Origin of the sequence: Micromonospora sp. WMMD980 (assembly GCF_029626035.1) — a bacterium.
Lineage (GTDB): Bacteria > Actinomycetota > Actinomycetes > Mycobacteriales > Micromonosporaceae > Micromonospora.
Genome location: NZ_JARUBE010000003.1, coordinates 5,371,306 through 5,392,370, shown reverse-complemented (window position 1 = coordinate 5,392,370; position 21,065 = coordinate 5,371,306). Strand labels below are relative to the sequence as shown.

17 protein-coding genes and 1 pseudogene are annotated in these 21,065 nt (G+C 73.1%); 12 read left to right on the top strand and 6 right to left on the bottom strand.

The genetic code is table 11. The annotated features are described in order from the left end of the window. Window positions 1–32: 32 nt before the first annotated feature. From O7618_RS25375 to O7618_RS25365, 3 genes are all read right to left on the bottom strand, one after another. Window positions 33–770: an NUDIX hydrolase gene (locus O7618_RS25375; RefSeq protein ID WP_278110146.1), complete on the bottom strand. Its 738-nt coding sequence runs from the start codon at window positions 768–770 to the stop codon at window positions 33–35. An 84-nt stretch (window positions 771–854) separates the two neighbouring features. Next, a complete protein-coding gene (locus O7618_RS25370) occupies window positions 855–1,697 on the bottom strand; it encodes a MaoC/PaaZ C-terminal domain-containing protein (protein ID WP_278110145.1) in 843 nt (280 codons plus the stop codon). A gap of 461 nt (window positions 1,698–2,158) precedes the next feature. After that, entirely contained in the window at window positions 2,159–3,514 is a 1,356-nt protein-coding gene (locus tag O7618_RS25365) for a 3-oxoacyl-ACP reductase (protein ID WP_278108642.1), read from the bottom strand. Window positions 3,515–3,568: 54 nt separating this feature from the next. On the opposite strand from O7618_RS25365, the gene O7618_RS25360 reads away from it, so the two are divergent. The 3 genes from O7618_RS25360 to purB all read left to right on the top strand — a co-directional run bounded on the left by O7618_RS25360 (window position 3,569) and on the right by purB (window position 6,921). Beyond that, the gene (locus tag O7618_RS25360; protein WP_278108641.1) at window positions 3,569–4,861 is read left to right on the top strand and encodes an acetyl-CoA C-acetyltransferase; all 1,293 of its coding nucleotides are present in this window, start codon (window positions 3,569–3,571) and stop codon (window positions 4,859–4,861) included. An 83-nt stretch (window positions 4,862–4,944) separates the two neighbouring features. Beyond that, window positions 4,945–5,346: a sigma factor gene (locus tag O7618_RS25355; protein WP_278108640.1), complete on the top strand. Its 402-nt coding sequence runs from the start codon at window positions 4,945–4,947 to the stop codon at window positions 5,344–5,346. Between the two features lie 150 nt (window positions 5,347–5,496). Then, window positions 5,497–6,921, top strand: coding sequence for an adenylosuccinate lyase (gene purB, locus O7618_RS25350; protein ID WP_278108639.1), 1,425 nt, complete (start codon window positions 5,497–5,499; stop codon window positions 6,919–6,921). A gap of 58 nt (window positions 6,922–6,979) precedes the next feature. Here the strand turns inward: purB and O7618_RS25345 are convergent. Next, window positions 6,980–7,573 (bottom strand): annotated as a pseudogene (locus tag O7618_RS25345) (YbjQ family protein). Continuing rightward, the gene (locus O7618_RS25340) at window positions 7,570–8,253 is read right to left on the bottom strand and encodes a DUF1986 domain-containing protein (protein WP_278108637.1); all 684 of its coding nucleotides are present in this window, start codon (window positions 8,251–8,253) and stop codon (window positions 7,570–7,572) included. Before O7618_RS25340 ends, O7618_RS25345 begins: the two are co-directional and overlap by 4 nt. A gap of 472 nt (window positions 8,254–8,725) precedes the next feature. Here O7618_RS25340 and purS point away from each other — a divergent pair, with 472 nt between their 5' ends. The 6 genes from purS (at window position 8,726) to O7618_RS25310 (ending at window position 15,354) form a co-directional block, all read left to right on the top strand. Next, window positions 8,726–8,989, top strand: coding sequence for a phosphoribosylformylglycinamidine synthase subunit PurS (purS, locus tag O7618_RS25335; RefSeq protein ID WP_278108636.1), 264 nt, complete (start codon window positions 8,726–8,728; stop codon window positions 8,987–8,989). Next, window positions 8,986–9,669: a phosphoribosylformylglycinamidine synthase subunit PurQ gene (purQ, locus tag O7618_RS25330; protein WP_278108635.1), complete on the top strand. Its 684-nt coding sequence runs from the start codon at window positions 8,986–8,988 to the stop codon at window positions 9,667–9,669. Before purS ends, purQ begins: the two co-directional genes overlap by 4 nt. A gap of 52 nt (window positions 9,670–9,721) precedes the next feature. Continuing rightward, window positions 9,722–12,391, top strand: a complete 2,670-nt coding sequence (gene purL, locus O7618_RS25325; RefSeq protein ID WP_347405429.1) for a phosphoribosylformylglycinamidine synthase subunit PurL — start codon at window positions 9,722–9,724, stop codon at window positions 12,389–12,391. Window positions 12,392–12,395: 4 nt separating this feature from the next. Further along, window positions 12,396–13,151, top strand: a complete 756-nt coding sequence (locus O7618_RS25320) for a 2-phosphosulfolactate phosphatase (protein ID WP_278110144.1) — start codon at window positions 12,396–12,398, stop codon at window positions 13,149–13,151. Window positions 13,152–13,393: 242 nt separating this feature from the next. Continuing rightward, the gene (locus O7618_RS25315; RefSeq protein WP_278108633.1) at window positions 13,394–14,800 is read left to right on the top strand and encodes a helix-turn-helix transcriptional regulator; all 1,407 of its coding nucleotides are present in this window, start codon (window positions 13,394–13,396) and stop codon (window positions 14,798–14,800) included. Window positions 14,801–14,841: 41 nt separating this feature from the next. After that, entirely contained in the window at window positions 14,842–15,354 is a 513-nt protein-coding gene (locus O7618_RS25310; RefSeq protein ID WP_278108632.1) for a GNAT family N-acetyltransferase, read from the top strand. Window positions 15,355–15,405: 51 nt separating this feature from the next. Here the strand turns inward: O7618_RS25310 and O7618_RS25305 are convergent, their stop codons facing one another. Then, window positions 15,406–17,661 (bottom strand): carboxypeptidase regulatory-like domain-containing protein, encoded by a 2,256-nt coding sequence (locus O7618_RS25305; RefSeq protein WP_278108630.1) that lies wholly within the window; start codon window positions 17,659–17,661, stop codon window positions 15,406–15,408. A 190-nt stretch (window positions 17,662–17,851) separates the two neighbouring features. Here O7618_RS25305 and O7618_RS25300 point away from each other — a divergent pair, with 190 nt between their 5' ends. From O7618_RS25300 to purM, 3 genes are all read left to right on the top strand, one after another. Further along, entirely contained in the window at window positions 17,852–18,175 is a 324-nt protein-coding gene (locus O7618_RS25300) for a sterol carrier family protein (protein WP_278110143.1), read from the top strand. A gap of 156 nt (window positions 18,176–18,331) precedes the next feature. Further along, the gene (purF, locus tag O7618_RS25295; protein ID WP_278108628.1) at window positions 18,332–19,849 is read left to right on the top strand and encodes an amidophosphoribosyltransferase; all 1,518 of its coding nucleotides are present in this window, start codon (window positions 18,332–18,334) and stop codon (window positions 19,847–19,849) included. Between the two features lie 56 nt (window positions 19,850–19,905). After that, window positions 19,906–21,060 carry a phosphoribosylformylglycinamidine cyclo-ligase gene (purM, locus tag O7618_RS25290; RefSeq protein ID WP_278108627.1) on the top strand — a complete coding sequence of 385 codons (1,155 nt, stop codon included), beginning with the start codon at window positions 19,906–19,908 and terminating at the stop codon, window positions 21,058–21,060. Window positions 21,061–21,065: the final 5 nt, after the last annotated feature.

The following is a 21,065-nucleotide window of genomic DNA, read 5'->3' as shown; positions in this document are numbered from 1 at the left end:
GGAGGCGTTAACAGGGGGCCCCTCCTTGCACCTCATCGGAGGGTCCGGAGGAGGGCGGGGTGGAGGAGGCGGGCGGTGCCGGGGCGGTAGAGCTTGGCGCGCGGCCCGCCCCGGGCGCCGCCGCGCTCGGTGCTGGCGCCGGTGCTCTCCACGAAGCCGGGCACGGAGAGCACCTTGCGGTGGAAGTTGCCGGCGTGCAGCGGTTCGCCCCAGACCGTCTCGTAGACCGCCCGCAGCTCGGTGACGGTGAACTCGGGGGCGAGGAAGCGGGTGGCCAGCGACGTGTACTCCAGTTTGGAGCGGGCCCGCTCCAGCCCGTCGTCGATGATCCGGCCGTGGTCGAAGGCGAGCTGCCGGTTGGGCAGCGCGGTGACCGGCAGCCAGAGCGCCTCGGCGGCGTCGGTGTCGGCGACCGGGTCGGGCAGGTCGGGCGCGAACGCCAGGTGGGCGATCGACACGACACGCATGCGCGGGTCCCGGTCGGGCGCGCCGTAGCTGCCGAGCTGTTCCAGGTGCACCCGGTCGAGCCGCTCGCCGCCGAGCCCGGTCTCCTCGGCCAGTTCGCGTCGCGCGCCGGCGAGCAGGTCCTCGTCGGGGCGGACGAAGCCGCCGGGCAGCGCCCAGTGCCCCGCGTAGGGCGGCGCGCCCCGTCGGATCAGCAGCAGGTGCAGCGCGCCCTCGCGGATGGTCAGCGCCACCACGTCGACGGTGACCGCGACCGCCGGGTAGGCCCGGGGGTCGTATCCGGCGAGGAAGTCCTGCTCGTTCACGGCGCTCACTCTCTCAACCTGAGAACAACTCAATCCGAGAACAACCTAGCGCACGAAAGTGGGGATGCCAAGCCCCCACTTTCCTCAGCGGACGGTGCCCACCAGATGCGGCCTGCCGTCCCGGTCGCCGTGCAGCGCGAAGTCCCAGCCGCCGCCCGAGGTGGCGGCGCTGAAGGCGACCGTGGACGGCAACGGCACCGGCAGCTTGAACGCCACGTCCACGGTGTACGCGTCCGGCAGCCGGCTCTCCAACGCGGCCAGGCACCGGGCCTTGCTCCACATGCCGTGCGCGATCGGGCGGGGGAAGCCGAACAGCCGCGCACCCAGCTTGGAGGTGTGGATCGGGTTGTGGTCGCCGGAGACGCGCGCGTAGTCCGTACCGACGCGCGGCGTCACCCGCCATCGGGCCGACGCGGCCGGCGGCGCGGGTCGGTCCCCCCGGTCACGCCGCGGGCCGCCGCCGGCCGCACGCTCCTTCCCGAGGTACGTCGACACGCCCCGCCAGACCTCCTCGCCGTCGACCGAGCCGACCAGCACCACGTCGAGCTGCCGGCCCCGCTCGTGCGGGCGCAGGTTCTCCGCGTACGTGCGGAAGTCGACGCTTTCGCCGACCTGGACCGGTCGGTGCACGGTGATCCGGTTGGCCACGTGCACCACGCCGGTGAGCGGGATCGGGAAGTCGGCGGCGGTCATCAGCCGCAGCGACAGCGGGAACCCGAGCACGTGCAGGTAGGTCGCCGGCAGCCGGTCGGCCAGCCGGAGCCCGCAGACCCGGTCGTAGTCGGCGAGGTGCGCCGGGTCGACCGTCACCCCGGCGGCACCCAGCTCGACGGCGGGCAGCTCCCGCCCCCGCCGCCGACCGGTGCCGGGCAGCGCCCCGAACAGGGCGCGCCGGTAGAGCGCTCCGGGCGCGGGCAGCCCGGGCAGGTCGACGCGTGCCCGCCCGTCCGGCCCGGCGTGGTCCGGCGCGGGCCGGCCGTCCCCGGCGGCACCGTCCGCCCGGGCCGACCCGTCGGAGGTGGCCGCCGCGCCGGTGGCGAGGTCCGCGCCGGCCGGTTCGTCCGGGCCAGCCGCCGAGCCCGCGGTGACGGTCGCCGCCGCCTGGGTCAGGTCACGGGTGCGGTCGTCCGCCGGGGTCCGGCCGCCGCCGAGCCGCCCGGCCGAGGCGGTCAGGTCCTGGGTGCGGTCGTCCGCCGGCCCGGACGGCTGCCGGCCGAGCTGGTCGGCCAGCGCGGAGAGATCCTGGGTCGCCTCGACCGGTGGCTGTGGCGTGCCGCGCGCGGCCAGGGCCGCCCGGGCGGAGGTGAGGTCCTGGGTGGGGCCCTCGATCAGGTCGTGCACCGACAGCTCCTCGGCCGGCTCCTCCGGCCGCTGCTTGCGCCGCCCCATCACGCCCCCAGCAGGCTCTGGCCGCAGACCCGGACCACGTTGCCGCTGACCGCGCCGGACGCCGGCCAGGAGAGCCAATCGATCGTCTCGGCCACGTCCACCGGCAGGCCGCCCTGGGCCATGCTGTTCATCCGCCGGCCCGCCTCGCGCAGCGTCAACGGGATGCGGGCGGTCAGCCGGGTCTCGATGAACCCGGGCGCGACCGCGTTCAGGCTGATCCCGCGCTCGCGCAGCACCGGCGACAGCGAGTCGACCAGGCCGATCACGCCGGCCTTGCTGGTCGCGTAGTTGGTCTGCCCCCGGTTGCCGGCGATCCCGGCGATCGAGGAGACCGAGACGATCCGGCCGCCGGCCGGGATCAGGTCGCGCTCCAGCAGCACGTCGTTGATCCGCTCCTGGCTGGACAGGTTGACGTCGATCACCGAGTCCCACCGGTCGGCGTCCATCCGGCCCAGCGTCTTGTCCCGGGTGATGCCGGCGTTGTGCACCACCACGTCGACCCGGCCGTGCCGGGACGCGAGGTGCTCGGCCAGCCGGGTCGGCGCGTCCGGCGCGGTCAGGTCGAGCTGCACCGCGCTGCCGCCGATCTCGTTGGCGACCGCGGCCAGCTCGTCGCCGGCCGCCGGGATGTCCAGCGCCACCACCTGGGCGCCGTCGCGGGCGAGCACCTTCGCCAGCGCCGCGCCGATGCCCCGGGCCGCGCCGGTGACCAGCACGACCTGACCGTCCAGCGGCCGGTCCCAGTCGGCCGGCGCGACGGCGGTGCCGGCACCGACCCGGACGACCTGGCCCGAGACGTACGCGGAGCGGCCGGAGAGCAGGAACCGCAGCGTGGACTCCAGGCTCACCGGGGTGCCGGCGTCCCCGTCGCGGGTGACGTGGACCAGCTGGGCGGTGACGCCCCGGCCGAACTCCTTGCCGATGCTGCGGGTCAGCCCCTCCAGGGCGCGTTGGGCGGTCGCCTCCCGGGGCGAGCCGCACTCGGCTGGCGGCGTGCCCAGCACGATCACCCGGCCGCTGGGCATCAGCGAGCGGGCCCGCGGGTGGAAGAAGTCGTAGAGCTGCCGCAGCCCGGTGGAGTCGGTGACGCCGCTGGCGTCGTACACCAGGGCCGCGAAGCGGCTCTCGCCGGTCGTGGTGGCGGGGTCGGCCAGCTCGACCCCGGCGGCGGTCAGGATCTTGCCGGTCGGCTCGGCGAGCCGGCCGCCGGTCGCGGCGCCGAGCAGGACCGGCCCGGGGACGAGCGGGTCGCCCGGTGTGTGCCGGCGCAGTCGGGGCGGGTCGGGCAGGCCGAGGCGCTTGACCAGCGCACGACCGGCCCCCGTCTGGACGAAGCTCGCGTACCTGTCGGTCATAGGCGTAGCCTACTGGCGAGTAGGGTTTGGGCAACAGCTACCAGGAGGCTGATCGTGCAGAGTGTCCGGCGGGTCGCGGTGATCGGCGGCAACCGCATCCCCTTCGCCCGGTCCAACTCGCGCTACGCGCACGCGTCCAACGCGGACATGCTCGGCGCGGCGCTCGACGGGCTGGTCGCCCGGTTCGGGCTGGCCGGCGAGCGGGTCGGCGAGGTGGTGGCCGGCGCGGTGCTCAAGCACTCGCGCGACTTCAACCTCACCCGCGAGGTGGTGCTCGGCTCCCGGCTCGACCCGCACACCCCGGCGTACGACGTCCAGCAGGCCTGCGGCACCGGGCTGGAGGCCGCCATCCTGGTCGCCAACAAGATCGCTCTCGGGCAGATCGAGGTGGGCATCGCCGGCGGCGTGGACACCACCTCGGACGCTCCGCTGGCCGTCAACGAGGACATGCGCCGCACGCTGATCCAGCTCAACTCGGCCCGTACCCTCGGCGCGCGGCTCAAGGTGGCGGCGAAGCTGCGCCCGTCGCAGCCGTTCAAGCCGGAGATCCCGCGCAACGCCGAGCCGCGCACCGGGCTGTCGATGGGTGACCACGCCGCGGTGACCGCGCTGCGCTGGAACGTCGACCGGGCGGCCCAGGACGAGCTGGCGCTCCGCTCGCACCAGCGGCTCGCGGCCGCGTACGAGAAGGGGTTCTTCGACGACCTGATGACCCCCTACCTGGGGCTGACCCGCGACCAGAACCTCCGGCCGGACACCACCTCGGAGAAGCTCGGCTCGCTCAAGCCGGTCTTCGGCACGAAGGGCCCGGACGCCGAGCGGGCCACCATGACCGCCGGGAACTCCTCGCCGCTCACCGACGGCGCGTCGACGGTGCTGCTCGCCTCCGAGGAGTGGGCCCGGGCGCACAGCCTGCCGGTGCTGGCCTGGTTCTCCTGGTCCGAGACGGCGGCCGTCGACTTCGTGCACGGCGACGAGGGGCTGCTGATGGCGCCCGCCTACGCGGTGCCCCGGATGCTGGCCCGGGCCGGGCTCACGCTCCAGGACTTCGACTTCTACGAGATCCACGAGGCGTTCGCCTCGCAGGTGCTGGCCACGCTGGCGGCCTGGGAGTCGCCGGAGTTCTGCAAGGAGCGGCTGGGCCTGGACGCGCCACTCGGGTCGATCGACCGGGACCGGCTGAACGTCAACGGCTCGTCGCTGGCCGCCGGGCACCCGTTCGCGGCCACCGGGGGCCGGATCGTCGCCACGCTGGCCAAGCTGCTCGACGGCAAGGGCAGCGGGCGCGGCCTGATCTCCATCTGCGCGGCCGGCGGGCAGGGCGTGACCGCGATCCTGGAGCGCTGACCCACCGACTTCGAGGGCCGGGGCAACCCGCCTGGCGGGTCGCCCCGTTCCCCAGACATGAGACGCATACAAGGTCCGCCGCGGTGAACCAGGCCGACGAGGACGAGTACCGGCAGTTCGTGAGCGCCCGGTTGGAGCCGTTGCGGGTCACCGCCTTCCTGCTGTGCCGGGACTGGCACACGGCGGACGACCTGGTCGCCATCACCGTCGGCAAGCTCTATCGACACTGGCGTCGGGTGCGCCGCGTGGAACACGTCGACGCGTACGTCCGGGGCATGCTCACCAATGCCTGGCTGGACGAGCGGCGCCGCCCGTGGCGCCGCGAGCGATCCACCGACGAGCTGCCCGACCACGCCGAGGCGTACCTGCCGGAGGCGGCGCTGGCCGACCGCGAACAACGGGGTGTCACCCGACGCCTTCCAGTTGGCGGACGCGCACGAGTACCAGCCGGTCCCGCCCGACTTCTGGTTCCTGCGATCCGGTGACGGCGGCTGGGAGATCGGCCCCTACGAGCGCGGCCGCTACAAGCTGTGGCGGCGGTACGCCTCCGAGGCGGAGGCGACAGCCGCGTTGTTCCACATCCTGGCGCGCCCACCCCGACCGGGACCGGCCGACGGGTGCGGAAGAATGGCACCGTGACGACGATCCCGAACGTGCTCGCCAACCGGTACGCCTCGCCCGAGCTGGTCGCCCTCTGGTCGCCGGAGGAGAAGGTACGGATGGAGCGCCGGCTCTGGCTGGCGGTGCTCCGGGCCCAGCGCGACCTCGGTGTGCCGGTGCCGGACGGCGTGGTCGAGGCGTACGAGCGGGTGGTCGACGACGTCGACCTGGCCTCGATCGCCGCGCGGGAGCGGGTCACCCGGCACGACGTGAAGGCCCGGATCGAGGAGTTCAGCGCGCTCGCCGGCCACGAGCACGTGCACAAGGGGATGACCTCCCGCGACCTGACCGAGAACGTCGAGCAGCTCCAGGTGCGGGCGTCGCTGGAGCTGATCCGGGACCGGGTGGTCGCCACGCTGGCCCGGCTGGCCTGGCACGCGGGTGAATACTCGCCGCTGGTGATGACCGGCCGGTCGCACAACGTGGCGGCGCAGGCGACCACGCTGGGCAAGCGCTTCGCGTCGGCCGCCGAGGAGTTGCTGATCGCGTACGAGCGGCTGGCGGACCTGATCGGGCGCTACCCGCTGCGTGGGATCAAGGGTCCGGTGGGCACCGCGGCCGACCAGCTCGACCTCTTCGACGGCGACCCCGGCAAGGTCGCCGAGCTGGAGCGGCGGGTGGCCGGGCACCTGGGGTTCGCCCGGGTGCTGGACAGCGTCGGCCAGGTCTATCCGCGCTCGCTCGACTTCGACGTGCTCGCCGCGCTGGCGCAGGTGGCCGCCGCGCCGTCGTCGCTGGCCACCACGATCCGACTGATGGTCGGTCAGGAGCTGGTCACCGAGGGCTTCAAGCCGGGCCAGGTCGGGTCCAGCGCGATGCCGCACAAGATGAACACCCGCTCCTCGGAGCGGGTGAACGGCTTCGCGGTGATCATCCGCGGTTACCTGTCGATGGTCGGCGAGCTGGCCGGCGACCAGTGGAACGAGGGCGACGTCTCCTGCTCGGTGGTGCGCCGGGTGGCGCTGCCGGACGCGTTCTTCGCCGCCGACGGCCTGTTCCAGACGTTCCTCACCGTGCTCGACGAGTTCGGCCCGTACCCGGCGGTGATCAACCGGGAGCTGGAGCGCTTCCTGCCGTTCCTGGCGACCACGAAGATCCTGGTCGCCGCCGTGCGCCGGGGTGTCGGCCGGGAGGTCGCGCACGAGGTGATCAAGGAGCACGCGGTCGCCGTGGCGCTGGCCATGCGGGAGAAGGGCGCGGCCGAGAACGACCTGTTCGACCGCCTGGCCACGGACGGCCGCCTGAACCTGACCCGCTCCGAGATCGATGCCCTCGTCGCCGACCGCAACACCTTCACCGGCGCCGCCGACGACCAGGTGACCCGGGTCAACGTGCGAATCACCAGGATCATCGAGGCCCACCCCGAGGCCGCCGCCTACTCCCCACCCCCCATCCTCTGACTGCACCGCTCCCCACTCCTTGATCAACAGTGCGGGGCGGGGTGGGTGGTGGAGGCTGTCAGGGGCCGGTGGGGGTTTCGGCCGCCGAACTGAGGTTGGGGGCGCTGGCCGGCTCGGCGATGCCGCCGGGCGCGGAGGCGATCTCCGGGTCGTGGGCCGTTTCGGCCGCGATCATCGGCTGGTCGGGCGGCATGACGTCGGGGGTCTTCGGCGCGACGATCACCGCAGTGCCGTAGGCGCAGATCTCCATCCACATCTCGCCGCAGTCGCGGCTGTCGAAGCGCATGCCGATCACCGCGTTCGCGCCGAGCCGCTGCGCCTCCTCGCCGAGGCGCGCCACCGAGTCGGTCCGCCACCGGGTCAGGTTGTCCGGCGCCATCGGGTCGTAGGCGCCACCGCGCAGGTTCTTGACCCCCTCGCGGTACGGGTTGCGGGTCCTCGCCATCGAGGAGACCACTTCGCCGAGGATCTGGCGGATCTCGTAGCCGGGCAGTTGATCCGTCGTCACGACCAGCACGGTTCCGATGCTGTCAGTCACCGGCGGGGGTGGTTCGGGTGCCGTGTGCACCTGATCGCATGCTGCGAAACGGCGCGGCGCGGACGGCCGGGCGGCTCCCGGCCCATCCGCGCCGCATCCGGTGCAAAGCGTCAGACACCGGCCACCGAGGTGATCCAGGCCCGGTTGTACGCGACGCTGCCGTAGTTCTGGATGCTGGAGCCGTCGGCGGTGGAGGCCACGCCGACCTGCTGGCCGTTGTAGAACTCCGGGCCACCCGAGTCGCCGCGCCAGGCGTTGCCGTTGACCCGGGTGCTGCGGATCGCCTGGCCGCCGTACGCGTCGCTGACGCTGGTGCTGGTCACCCGGACGCTGGCGGTCTTGAGTTGGGGCGACGCGCCGCAGCCGCTGTAGCAGGTCATGCCCCAGCCGTAGATCGAGTTGGTGGAGCCGACCGGCGGGTTGCTGCTGGCCAGCGACACGGTGGAGGTGCTGACCGTGCTGGAGAGCCGGAGCAGGGCCAGGTCGTAGCGGGTGTAGGAGGCGCTCACGCTACGGGTGACGCCGCCCGAGGCATAGTAGACGCTGCCGACCCGGACCGACATGGTGCCGCTGACGCAGTGTCGGGCGGTGAGCACCCACTGGGACGCGATCACGCTGCCGGAGCAGGTGAATGAGCCGTTGCTGAAGACGGCCGCGGCCCAGGGCGCGGACGAGACGGTGCCGCCGCCGATGATCGGCTGCGGGCCGGCCGGTGCGGCGCCGGCGCCGGACGCGGTGGCCAGCACGCCGGCCAGCGCGGTGGTCAGCACGGCGAGCAGGGAACGGAGGCGCATGGTCGGGCTCCTTCTGCGGGGGGACACCCGGGGTCGCCGGGTGTGGGACCGGGCCCGCCGGGCGGGGTGGACCGACGGGCGACATCGATCATTCACATCGACATCTGACGATGCATGCTACGGGTGTGCCCGGCCGTGTCACAAGATAGGGATCGAACGAGGTCGATCGTGTGAGGTGCGCCGCGCGGCGTGGCGGGGTGATGTCGGAAACCGGTCCCATGAACCGGCAGTGATAAGCAAAATGCCTGGTGAGAGCCGCTGCGGGCGGCCGGGGCGCGGCTCGGCGGGCAACGTTTACGTATCGACGGCGCAACGAACTCGCAACGGTCGTCGACCCGCGCCGCCGGTCCCGCCGATCATCGCCCGAACTGCCCCCGGCCGGTGCGGGCGGGACGGTATCTGCCAGGTAGGCTGGCTGCGCTCGGCCGTTTGTGGGCCGGCACCCAACTGCGTACACAGTCAGGAGTGCCCAGTGCCTCGCGTCGTCGTCGACGTCATGCTCAAGCCCGAGATCCTCGATCCACAGGGCCAGGCCGTCGCAAACGCGCTGCCCCGGCTCGGCGTCAGCGACGTCGCCTCGGTCCGGATCGGCAGGCGGATCGAGATCGAGTTCACCGGCGAACCGGACCTTGACCGGGCCTGCGAGATCGCCGACAAGCTGCTCGCCAACCCGGTGATCGAGGACTTCACCGTCCACGTCGTCACCGCCGACGAGACCGCGGGCGCGCACTCGTGACCGCCCGGGTCGGTGTGGTGACCTTCCCCGGCTCGCTCGACGACGGGGACGCGGCCCGGGCCGTCCGCATCGCCGGCGCCGAGCCGGTCCGGCTCTGGCACGGCGACCCGGACCTGCACGGGGTGGACGCCGTCGTCCTGCCCGGCGGTTTCTCCTACGGCGACTACCTGCGCTGCGGTGCCATCGCCCGGTTCGCCCCGGTGATGGAGAAGGTCGTCGAGGCCGCCCGGGGCGGCCTGCCGGTGCTGGGCATCTGCAACGGCTTCCAGATCCTCTGCGAGGCCCATCTGTTGCCCGGGGCGCTCACCCGCAACCAGCACCTGCACTTCCGCAACCGCGACCAGGTCCTGCGCATCGAGGCCACCGGCACCGCGTGGACCAACGCGTTCCAGCCGGGCCAGGAGGTGCTCGTCCCGGTCAAGAACGGCGAGGGCTGCTACGTCGCCGACGCCGCCACGCTCGACCGGCTGGAGGCCGAGGGCCGGGTCGTCGCCCGCTACCTGGGCGGCAACCCCAACGGGTCGCAGCGTGACATCGCCGCGATCACCAACGAAGCCGGCAACGTCGTCGGCATCATGCCGCACCCCGAGCACGCGGTGGAGGCTCTCACCGGCCCCTCCCTGGACGGCCTCGGCTTCTTCACCTCGGTGCTCAAGCACCTGGTGGGAGCCCCCGCGTGAGCGCGAGCGAGCGCAGCAAGGAGACGTCATGACCACCCATCCGGAGCCGACCCTGCCCCAGGCGCAGGGCGTGGTGCCGCAGACCGGCCCGACCGACGACTGGGCGCCGGGCGTGGACACCGTGCAGCGCGCCGGCGGCACGCCGGAGGAGCTTCAGCCGTACGCCGAGCTGGGGCTCCGCGACGACGAGTACGACCGGATCCGGCACATCCTCGGCCGCCGGCCCACCCAGGCCGAGCTGGCCATGTATTCGATCATGTGGAGCGAGCACTGCTCCTACAAGTCGAGCAAGGTGCACCTGCGCCAGTTCGGCGAGAAGGCGCCGCCGAGCGACCGGCTGCTCGCCGGCATCGGGGAGAACGCCGGCGTGGTCCGGGTCTCCGACGAACTGGCGGTGACCTTCAAGGTCGAGTCGCACAACCACCCGAGCTTCGTCGAGCCCTACCAGGGCGCGGCGACCGGCGTCGGCGGCATCGTCCGCGACATCCTCGCCATGGGCGCCCGGCCGGTGGCCGTGATGGATCCGCTGCGTTTCGGCGCCGCCGACCACCCGGACACCGCGCGCGTGCTGCCCGGCGTGGTGGCCGGCGTCGGCGGCTACGGCAACTGCCTGGGCCTGCCCAACATCGGCGGCGAGGTCGTCTTCGACCCCTGCTACCAGGGCAACCCGCTGGTCAACGCGCTCTGCCTGGGCGTGCTGCCGGTCGACCGGCTGCAGAAGAAGGACGCCACCGGCCCCGGCAACGTCGTGGTGCTGATGGGCGCCAAGACCGGCCGGGACGGCATCGGCGGCGTGTCCGTGCTGGCCAGCGCCACCTTCGACGAGGGCAGCGAGCAGCGCCGCCCGTCGGTGCAGGTGGGCGACCCGTTCATGGAGAAGCTGCTCATCGAGGCGTGCCTGGAGCTGTACGACGCCGAGCTGGTCGTCGGCATCCAGGACCTCGGCGGCGCCGGCCTGACCTGCGCCCTGACCGAGACCGCCGCCTCCGCCGGCACCGGCATGCGGGTCTGGCTGGAGCGGGTGCCGCTGCGCGAGCCCTCGATGGAGCCGCACGAGATCCTGGCCAGCGAGTCCCAGGAGCGGATGCTGCTGGTCGTCACGCCGGAGAAGCTGGAGGCGGTGCTCAAGACCGCCGAGAAGTGGGGCGTCTGGGCCACCGCCATCGGCGAGGTCACCGCGCCGTCCCCGGACGGTCGTCCGGGCCGGCTCGTCATCACCTGGCGCGACCAGCTCGTGGTCGACGTGCCGCCGGGCTCGCTGGTGGACGACGGTCCGGTCTACGCCCGCCCGATGCGGGAGCCGGCCGACCTGATCCTGCTCCAGGCCGACCGGGCCGAGACGCTGCCCCGGCCGAGCACCCCGGACGCGCTCCGGGAGACCGTGCTTCGCATGATCGCCTCGCCGAACCTGGCCGACAAGACCTGGGTGACCGAGCAGTACGACCGGTACGTGCTGGGCAACACCGTGCTCGCCCAGCCGGAGGACTCCGGCGTGATCCGGATCGACGAGCGGAGCGGCCTCGGCGTCGCTCTCTCCGTCGACGGCAACGGCCGGTACGCCCGCCTCGACCCCTACCAAGGGACGAGGCTGGCGCTCGCCGAGGCGTACCGGAACGTGGCCGTGACCGGCGCGAAGCCGATCGCGGTGACCAACTGCCTCAACTTCGGCTCGCCGGAGGACCCGGGCGTGATGTGGCAGTTCGCCGAGGCCGTGCGCGGCCTGGCGGACGGCTGTCTGGAGCTGGGCATCCCGGTCACCGGCGGCAACGTGAGCTTCTACAACCAGACCGGCGCCGCGGCCATCCACCCGACCCCGGTGGTGGGCGTGCTGGGGGTGCTGGACGACGTCGCGCAGCGGGTGCCGATGGGCTTCGAGCCGCGGCCGGCCGGCGACCACGACCAGCTCTTCCTGCTGGGGGAGACGCACGTCGAGCTGTCCGGCTCGGAGTGGGCCTGGGTGACCCACGAGCACCTCGGCGGCATCCCGCCGCAGGTCGACCTGGCCCGCGAGCGGCAGCTCGGCGAGCTGCTGGCGGAGGCGGCCCGGGTCGGGCACGTCAGCTCGGCGCACGACCTCTCCGACGGCGGCCTGGCGCAGAGCCTGGTCGAGTCCAGCCTGCGTCGTGGCGTCGGCGCGCAGATCGCGCTGCCGGAGCACTTCGCCGAGGGCTCGATGCCGTTCGTCTTCCTGTTCAGCGAGTCCGCCGGCCGGGTGCTGGTGTCGGTGCCGCGCGGGCACGAGAAGGCGTTCACCGCCCTCTGCGGTGAGCACGGCGTGCCGTGGGAGTTCATCGGCGTCACCGACCCGGCCAGCGGCGCGCTTGAGGTGCGCGGCCAGTTCCGGATCGGCCGCGACGAGTTGCGCGAGGCGCACGGAGCGACCCTGCCGCGTCTCTTCGGCCAGACCGAGGCGCCGCAGGTGGAGGTGGCGGCGACGCGTGCCGGCACCACCACCGTGCTGCCGTCCACCGCCGAGCAACCGGTCGGCGTGGAGCCGGCCGCTGTCGACGCGGAGCCGATCGCCGAGACCGGTCCCGCTGCCGAGGCCGAGGTTCCGGGCGACCGGGGCACTGTCGCGGCCGAGTCCACCGAGCCCGCGGCGAGCGGGCCCGAGGCGACGCCCGCCGGCGGCCCGAGCGAGGCGCCCGGGGCGACCGCCTCGGACGGCACCGAACCGGCTTCCGGTGAGCCCGACCAGCGCCCGGCGCCGGACCAGCGCTGAGGCCCTGACCTTGGCCGTCTTCGCCCAGCCCGGAGCCGGCGCCCGGTTCGACTGGGGGCTGGCCGGGGCGGCGGAGCTCGGCCGGGTCTGCGCCGCCCTGGTGGTGGTGGACGTGCTGTCGTTCACCACCGCCGTGCAGGTCGCGGTCAGCCGCGGCTCCCGGGTGCACCCGTTCCCGTGGGGCGAGCAGGCCGCCGAGTACGCCCGCCGGATCGGCGCCGTCGCCGCCGTGGGTCGCCGGCAGACGACCCCGAAGCATCCGTGGTCGCTCTCCCCGGCGGCGCTGCGGACCGCGCCGGCGGTCACCGACCTGGTGTTGCCGTCGCCCAACGGCTCGGCGATCAGCGCCGCGGCGAGCGCCACCGGCCTGCCGGTGGTGGCGGCGTGCCTGCGCAACGCGCGCGCCGTCGGGCGGTGGCTCCGCGACCAGGGGTACGGGACGAACGACGCCCCGGTGGGTGTGGTGGCCGCCGGGGAGCGCTGGCCCGACGGATCACTGCGACCCTGCGTGGAGGACCAGCTCGGGGCGGCGTGCGTGCTGGACGCGCTGGCCGGGGTGCGCGGCGGCCTCTCGGTCGAGGCGGCCGTGACGCTTGCCGCGCTGGCCAGCACGCCCGACGTGCCGGCGGCGGTCCGGGGCTGCGTCTCCGGCCGGGAACTGGCCGAGGGAGGCTTCGCCCAGGACGTCGTGATCGCCACCGAGGTCGGTGTCTCCGACGTGGTGCCGGTGCTCCGGCAGGGCTACTTCACCGCCGCCTGACTGGTCGCCGGGGCCGCTGTCGAGTGGCACCAACGGCGATATACGCGCCACGCATACTGTCGCGCCGCGGAACCGCTTGAATGGTTAAGCTCGAATTCGGACACAGCAACCCGTGCGAAGCGAGGTCGCCGGTGACCCACGCCAACTGCCCCCGGTGCGGGGGACGCCTGGCTCGCGACAACGACAGTGGACGCTGCGCGCCCTGCCAGGCCGCCGAGCGGGACCGGTGGAGTGCACCGCCGGTGGTGCCCGCATCCTTCTGGAAGCACGAACCGGTACGGGTGGCACTGGCCGGGCGGCATCTCGGGCAGGTGATCCGCGCGTACCGGAATCACCCCTATCAGGGCCGGAGCCCGCTGCCGCAGAGCGTGGTGGCCGGGTGGCTGGGGATCACGCAGGCGCAGTTGAGCCGGGTGGAGAACGGGCCGCCGATCGTTCACCTGGACCGCCTCATCCACTGGGCGCGGCTGCTGCGGATTCCGGCCTTCCGGCTGTGGATCAGCCTGCCCGACCAGCCGTTGGCCAGATCGCACGGGGACGCTGGGCGGCCCGACCACGAGTCGGCCGCGACCATGGAGACAGCCGGGGCGGCGAACCCGCCGGCCCCGGCGGATGCCGCGACATCGGCATCAAACCGAGGAGGTGGCACCACGGACCGGCGACATTTTCACGCCCTGGCCGCGCTTGCCGGCATCGCCGCGACCGGTTTCCACGACCTGCTCTCCGCACCCGCCGACGCACCTCGCAGCGTCGGCATGGAACAGGTGCGCTACGCGGGCTCGCTGGTGGAGCAGCTCCGGCAGGCCGATGCGGTGGCGGGCGCCGACCAGCTCTACGACATCGCCGCCCGGGTCCATGCGCGCCTCTCGTCGTGGGCGACGAAGGCCACCTACACCAGGGAGGTCGGCGAGGCCTTGCAGATCGCGCTGGCCGACCTCGCGATTGCGACCGCCTGGCTGGCCATCGACTCCGACCGCCGGCCGATGGCGCGGCCGTACCTGAACGAGGCGATCACCCGGGCCCGCATCGCCGACGATCCGCGCCTGGAGGTTCTCGCCTTCATCCAGCTCGCGCTGCTCGTCCGGGACGACCACCCCGCCGAGTCGCTGCACAGCGCGGATGCGGCGCTGCGGGCCTCCGCCGGGTGGGGCACGCCGAGGCTGGCGACCTTGGTCCACCTGCGGACGGCGCACGCATACGCCGCACTGCGGGACGTGAGCGGCTTCGGCCGGGCGATGACCAGGGCCCGCCGCGAGTTCGAGCGCGGCACCAGCGACGACGACCTGCCGTTCCTGCATTTCGTCACCGCGCAGGAGGTCGAGGGCATCGAAGGGTTGTCGTACCTCGCGATGAGCCGGGCCGACCGCGCGGCGGACGCGTTCCAGGCGATCACCGACAGCATCCCTCCGGCGCTGCGCCGGAATCGGATCTACTACGCGGTGCAACTCGCCGACGCGCGGTGCCGTCTCGGCGACGTCGACGAGGCCGCGCGGACGGCGATGGACGTCCTGCCGGACCTGGACCAGGTGAATTCCGGGCGGGTGCGGCGTGATCTCGCGAGGGTCAGGGCGAGCCTGGCGCAGACCCAGCGACCGACCCCCGCGCGCCGGGAGTTCGTCGACGCGTACGACCAGGCGGTGAGGCGGTAGTGCAGAAACTGGACCTGCGTCACCACGCCGCCGCCGAGGCGGTGCCGCTCGTCAACGACCTCGTCGCCGTCTACCGACAGGTGTACGCGGACGGCGGCGAGTTCCACAGCGAGGACCGGTACCGCCGTCAACTCGACGCTCACATGACGCGCGCCGGCTGGACCCTGGTCACCGCCACGGCCGACGGTCAGCTGGTGGGATACATCTACGGCTTTCCCCTGCCCCCGGAGACCGGGTGGTGGGCGGGGATCGAACAACCCACGCCGACGGGTTTCACCGAGGAGACGGGCCGACGCACGTTCGCCGTCAGTGAGTTGCTCGTGCGGCCACAGTGGCGACGCCGCGGTGTGGCGCGGGCGCTGCACGACCAGTTGCTGAGCCGCCGCGCCGAGGACCGCGCGACACTTCTGGTGGATCCGGAGAATGCCGTCGCCCGACGCGCCTACGACTCCTGGGGATGGCAGCACGTCACCCATCTGACGCCGACCTGGGATGACGCGCCCAAGTTCATGGTCCTGATCAGGCAGCCTTCCTCCACCGATCCGGTGGCCTGACGACGGTGGCCGCCCGCGGAGAGCGGGCGGCCACCGTGGTGCAGGCGAAACTCAGTCGTCCAGCCAGTCCAGACGCCGTCCACCCCGGTCGGGCTGGCCGCCGTCCCGGGCGCGACCGGCCTGGGCCGGGTCGTTGTGGTAGCCGCCCTGGTTGTCGTAGCCGCCGCGCTGCTGCGGGGGCTCCTGGTCGCCGTAGCCAGCCTGGTCGCCGTAGCCACCCTGGCCGTAGCCGCCCTGCGGCGACTGGCCGTAGCCGTCGCCGTAGCCGGGGCGCTGCTCGTAGCCGCCCTGCTGACCGCCGTCGTAGCCGCCCTGCTGACCGTAGCCGGCCTGGCCGCCGTCGTAACCGCCCGACTGCCGCCCGTCGTAGCCACCGGCCGGGGTGGCGTCGTAACCGCCGGTCGGCGCGTCGCCGTAGCCGCCCGTCGGCCGGCCGCTGTCGTAGCCGCCCGTCGAGGCGCTGTCGTAGCCGCCCGTCGAGGCGCTGTCGTAGCCGCCCGTCGGGGGGCTGTCGTAGCCGCTGCCGGGTCGGCCACCGCCGTAGCCCGGCGTGTCGCCGTAGCCGCCGGTGGGGGCGTCGCCGTAGGTCGCGCCCCGGGTGGCGCCGTAGCCGCCGGCGGGGTCGGCGTCGTAGTCGCCGGTCGGCCTGTCGCCGTAGCCGGCCTGCTGCCGGCCGCCGTCGTAGCCGCCGGAGGCGTTGTCGTAACCGCTGGGCGCGTCACCGTAGCCGCCGCCGGTGCGATAGCCGTCGCCCTGCTCCGAGCCCCGGCCGTACTGCCCCGGGGCAATCTGCTCATAGCCCCGATCCGCCTCGGACTGGTAGGTGCTGGTCGGGTACGGGTCGGCCGCCGGCGTGTACTGGGTGCCGTCACCCGGGTAGCGGCCGGTGGGCTCGTCGAAGCGCTCGTTGCCGTAGCCACCGCCCTGAGCCGGCGGATAGCCGGCCGCGTAGTCCGGGCCGCCGTAGCCGGCGCCGGAGGACGGGCCGTTGCCGTAGCCGCCGCCGGAGGACGGGGCGCTGCCGTAGCCGCCACCCGAGGAGGGCGCGTTGCCGTAGCCGTCGTTGCCGCCCGGACCGGCCGCGTTCTCGCCGTAGCCGTAACCGCCCTGGCCCGCGCCGACGCCGTAGGCGGGCCCGGGCGGGGCACCGTACGGATCCGGTGGGACATCGTCCACGACCGGGCGCTGGAGCATGGTCGGCGCCTCGCTGAGCGCGGCGCCACCGACCATCGTCGGTGCCGGTCCGGCGCCCATGCCGTTGACCATCCGGGTCTGGTCGTCGGCGCCCCGGTAGGCGCCGCGCGCCGCGGGGATCGCGCCGGCCCCGTCCGGGCCACCGGGACCGATCGGGCCGTCCGGGCCGTCGCCGTCCTCGTTCTTGCGGCGCATGTAGAGCAGCACGATGGTGCCCACGCCGACGGCGACGAAGAGGCCACCGAGCAGGATGAGCAACCAGGAGCCGAAGCCGCCGGAGTCCTCCTCGCTGGCGGCCGGCTGCGGTGCGGCCGGCGTGTCGGAGGCGGGCGGCTCGCTGGCCGCTTCCTCGGTCGCCTCCTCCGACGGCGGGGCCGACTCGCTGGCCGACGGGCTCGCGCTCGGGCTCTCCGACGCCGCCTTGACCGCGATGCTGAGCCGGATCCCGGTGGCGGACTGACCCGCGGCCGCGTTGATCGACTTGGCGGTCGGGCTGGCACCGTCCGCGGAGGCGCCCAGGTCGATCCGGCCCGGTGCGATCGGGTTGTCGACCGAGCCGCTGAAGCTGAAGTTGCCGCTGCCGTTCGTGTTCGTCCGGCGCTCCTTGCCGGCGCTGTCGCGCAGCATGACAAGCGCGCCGGAGATCGGCTCACCGTCGGAGTTGATCACCTTGCCGGAGACCGTCTTGACGGTCTGCGGCTGCTGCGGCGGCGGCGGGGCGGCGGCCTTCACGGCGACGCGAAGCGGGCGTACGCCCCCACCGGTCACCGTGATCTTCGCCAACGCGTTGTTGGCCGGGGCGTCCCCGGCTGCCGACAGCGTCAGCGTGACGTCCGTTTCCTGCCCGCCCTTGAAGTCGACCGAACCGCAGCCTCCGCAGTTGACGCCGTCGGGCAGGTCACTCACGTCGATGTCGGCAGACGTCTCCCCGTTGCCCAGGCGAACCTTGACGACGACCTGACTGCTCTTGCCCGCATCGATCGAGACGGAGTTGGTGGCAGTGACGATCGACGCCGCGAGGGCGGGTGTGGCGGGGACGGTGAGCAGCGCGCCGAACACCAGCGCCACGACCACACCGGCCCGATGCTTCCAGGCACGTCGGTGTGTTGACACGTCCACCGCCTTCCGGGTCTGATCTCCCCGCCGGCCGGTCCGGCCGGGTTGATCACTCACGGTACGAATTACGCCGTCGGCAACTATGCCTTGTCTGACCGGATCATCTCTACCCAGGGCCGGCGTCGGGCGGCCTTCTGCCGGGTCGTATCGTCCCGTCGTGTCCTCTCCGCACGCTTATTCCGACTCGGTGCTCGCCGCGCTCACCGCGCTCGACGAGGGGCGTACGCCCGAACGGCCGGTGCTCCGGGAAGCGGTCCGGACGCTCTTGGCCGCCCTCACGGACCGCGCCCCCGGCCGATCGGTGGAGGTGCGCGTCCCACCATACGGCGCGGTGCAGTGCGTGATCGGCCCGCGACACACCCGGGGCACGCCACCGAACGTGGTGGAGATGGATCCGGCCACCTGGCTGGCGGTCGCCACCGGTCGCCTCGGGTGGGCGGAGGCGGTCACCGAGGGTCGCGTACGGGTCTCGGGAAACCGGGCCGACCTCTCCGCGTACCTCCCGATTTAGTCGGCCGAATCGTCGCGCTCGGCGTACATATCGTGACTGTCGGTGGCGACGTCTGTTCGCGTACACTGGTGGCCGACGACGGTCCCGGCCCACGGTGCGGAGCTGCCCCCCGACTCCGCCAGGCCAGTCCAGACCCCCAGCACGAGGGAGCGGCAGGTGCCCCGAGGCGATGGCCGGCTGAGCCACGACCTTGACCCCCAACGACCCGGCCCCCAGGACGCGTGCGGCGTCTTCGGTGTCTGGGCGCCCGGGGAAGAAGTCGCCAATCTGACCTACTTCGGGCTCTACGCCCTCCAGCACCGCGGCCAGGAGGCCGCCGGCATCGCGGTCAGTGACGGCTCCGGGGTGGTGGTCTACAAGGATCTCGGCCTGGTCGCCCAGGTGTTCGACGAGCCGACCCTGGCCAGCCTGCGCGGGCACGTCGCGATCGGGCACGCGCGCTACTCGACCACGGGCGGGTCGACCTGGGAGAACGCCCAGCCGACGATCCGGGCCACCAGCGCCGGCACGACGATCGCGCTGGCGCACAACGGCAACCTGGTCAACACCGCCGACCTCCAGCGCGAGGTGTCCGCCCGGGGGATGGACTCCGACGGGTCGAGCAACGACACGTCACTGGTCACCATGCTGCTGGCGAGTCGGCCCGACCTCTCGGTCGAGGCGGCCGCGCTGGAGGTGCTGCCGCAGCTGCGCGGCGCGTTCAGCTTCGTCTTCATGGACGAGTCGACGCTCTACGCGGCGCGCGACCCGCACGGCGTGCGCCCGCTGGTCCTCGGCCGGCTGGAGCGCGGCTGGGTGGTGGCGAGCGAGACCGCCGCGCTGGACATCGTCGGCGCGAGCGTGGTCCGCGAGGTCGAGCCGGGCGAGCTGATCGCGATCGACGAGGGTGGGTTGCGGTCCAGCCGGTTCGCCGCCCCCGAACCCAAGGGCTGCCTCTTCGAGTACGTCTACATCGCCCGGCCGGACGCCACCATTGCCGGCCGGAACGTGCACGCCGCCCGGGTGCAGATCGGTCGCCAGCTCGCCAAGGAGCATCCGGTCGAGGCCGACCTGGTGATACCGGTGCCGGAGTCGGGCACGCCGGCGGCCATCGGCTACGCCGAGGAGTCCGGCGTCACCTACGGCCAGGGCCTGATGAAGAACCCGTACGTCGGGCGCACGTTCATCCAGCCCTCGCAGACGCTGCGCGCGCTCGGCGTCCGGCTCAAGCTGAATCCGCTGCGGCAGAACGTGCGTGGCAAGCGGCTGGTGGTGGTGGACGACTCGATCGTCCGGGGCACCACCCAGCGGGCCATCGTCCGGCTGCTGCGGGAGGCGGGCGCGCTGGAGGTGCACGTCCGGATCTCCTCGCCGCCGGTCAGTTGGCCCTGTTTCTACGGCATCGACTTCGCCACCCGGGCCGAACTGCTGGCCAACGGGCTGGACAACGAGGGCATCCGGCGGTCGATCGGCGCCGACACGCTCGGTTACGTATCCCTGCCCGGTCTCATCGCGGCGACCGAGCAGCCGAAGACCCGGCTCTGCCGGGCGTGCTTCGATGGGGAATATCCGATCGAACTGCCGGCCGGGAACCTGATCGGCAAGCACGTGCTCGAGGGAGTGGGCCGCCGGGTCGTCGCCGAGGCGGCCGAGCCCACCAACCCGCTCGTCGCCACACCGACCCATCACCCGTAGCACCACCGACGCGGGTCCGGCCGCTCCGGCCCCGCGGAACCACAAAGGGGAGAACCGTGACGCACGTGTCCGAGCGCAGCGGCGCAGGATCCAGCCCGACGGGCGCCGGCGGCGACCGCCAGCCCTGGTCGGCGGGGTCCGGCCGGACGCAGCGCAAACGCTCGGTCTCGTACGCCGACGCCGGGGTGTCGATCGAGGCGGGCGACCGCGCGGTCGAGCTGCTCAAGTCCAAGGTCCGGGAGACCCGGCGCCCGGAGGTCATGGGTGACCTGGGCGGCTTCGCCGGCCTGTTCCGGCTGGACACGAAGAAGTACAAGAGCCCGATCCTGGCCTCCTCCACCGACGGGGTGGGCACCAAGCTGGTGATCGCCCAGCAGCTCGACATCCACGACACGGTCGGCATCGACCTGGTCGCCATGGTCGTCGACGACCTGGTCGCCTGCGGCGCCGAGCCGCTGTTCCTGCTCGACTACATCGCCACCGGCGAGGTAGTGCCGGATCGGGTCGCCGAGATCGGCGCCGGCATCGCCGACGGCTGCCGGTACGCCGGCTGCGCGCTGCTGGGCGGCGAGACCGCCGAGCACCCCGGCGTGCTGCGTCCGGACGAGTACGACATCTCGGCCACCGGCGTCGGCGTGGTCGAAGAGAGCGAGATCCTCCGTCCGGAGCGGGTCGAGGTGGGCGACGTGGTGATCGCCATGCGGTCGTCCGGTCTGCACTCCAACGGTTACTCGCTGGTCCGGCACGTGCTGCTGGGCGCCGGCCGGATGCGGCTGGACGTGGTGATCGAGGACTTCGGTCGCCAGCGCACGCTGGGCGAGGAGCTGCTCACCCCGACCAAGATCTACGCGCAGGACTGCCTCAAGCTGATCGCCGAGGCGGAGGTGCGGGCGCTGGCGCACGTGACCGGCGGAGGCATCCCGGGAAACCTGGTCCGGGTCCTGCCCGAGCACGTCGACGCGGTGGTCGACCGGTCCACCTGGAAGCCGCAGCCGATCTTCGACCTGATCCAGTCCAAGGGCCGGATCGAGGACCCGGAGATGGAGTCGACGTTCAACATGGGCGTCGGCATGTTCGCGATCGTCGCCGCCGAGGACGCCGACCGCGCGTTGGCCACCCTGACCGGTCGTGGCGTCGACGCCTGGCAGGCTGGCGGGATCATCGAGGGCACCGGCAACGTGCAGATGGTCGGTCAGCACACCCGGGGCTGATGATC

Bases quoted from the DNA above. Each gene is read 5' to 3' on its own strand.
- O7618_RS25340 (WP_278108637.1), bottom strand. From the start codon at position 8,253: ATGCGCCTCCGTTCCCTGCTCGCCGTGCTGACCACCGCGCTGGCCGGC.
- O7618_RS25365 (WP_278108642.1), bottom strand. From the start codon at position 3,514: ATGACCGACAGGTACGCGAGCTTCGTCCAGACGGGGGCCGGTCGTGCG.